The sequence below is a fragment of the Synechococcus sp. RC10B2 genome (assembly GCF_047502635.1).
The window spans coordinates 1-602 of the sequence record NZ_JANSHO010000026.1 but is presented as its reverse complement, the minus strand read 5'-3'; the positions used below and the strand labels follow the sequence as shown (position 1 = coordinate 602).

Here is a 602-nt window from a genome sequence, read left to right as displayed (position 1 = left end):
GTCGGCGTGGGTGTTGGAGTTGGAGTGGGGGTGGGAGTTCGGGTCGGAGTGGGCGTTGCCGTGGGTGTGGGGGTCGGAGTTGGCGTGGGGGTGGGTGTTGGAGTTGGTGTAGGGGTTGGAGTGGGCACAGGTGTTGGTGTGGGGGTCGGAGTTGGCGTGGGCGTGGCAACCGTGAGAGGATCCCTTGAGGAAGAGCCGCAGGCAGCCATCAGCCCGGCCAGAGCGGCGGCCAACACTGAGGAAACAAGGGAAACACGCCAACTGGTTGGGAAGTTGCGGTCAGACATTCTCAAATCTCCAGCGAAGGATCAGCAAGAATTGGGGTAGCGGTTGCAGTCTTGGTTCGGCGCCGGCCAGCTCAGGGGAACTAACGGGTATTATTCCCCAACCCTGGCCGAGAAGGAAGGGGATCCACGGCTCTGGGCCTAGTCTTGGCTCATAAGGTAGGTAATGGCGCGGTTTTGCTGCTCAACCACCTGGCGCAGCTCGGCAATGCTGGCCCGCAGCTCAGCGATGGACTCCCTAGTTTGGGCAATGGCTGCAAAAACTTGCCCAATGGCCTCTGTGTTCTGGGCGGTGGCTGCAAAAAGACGCTCGATGGC

At 61.1% G+C, this 602-nt stretch carries 1 pseudogene; it reads right to left on the bottom strand.

What is annotated here, in order from left to right:
- Positions 1-261, bottom strand: a pseudogene (locus NW855_RS03975) (hypothetical protein); the annotation flags it as partial.
- Positions 262-602 lie beyond the last annotated feature (341 nt).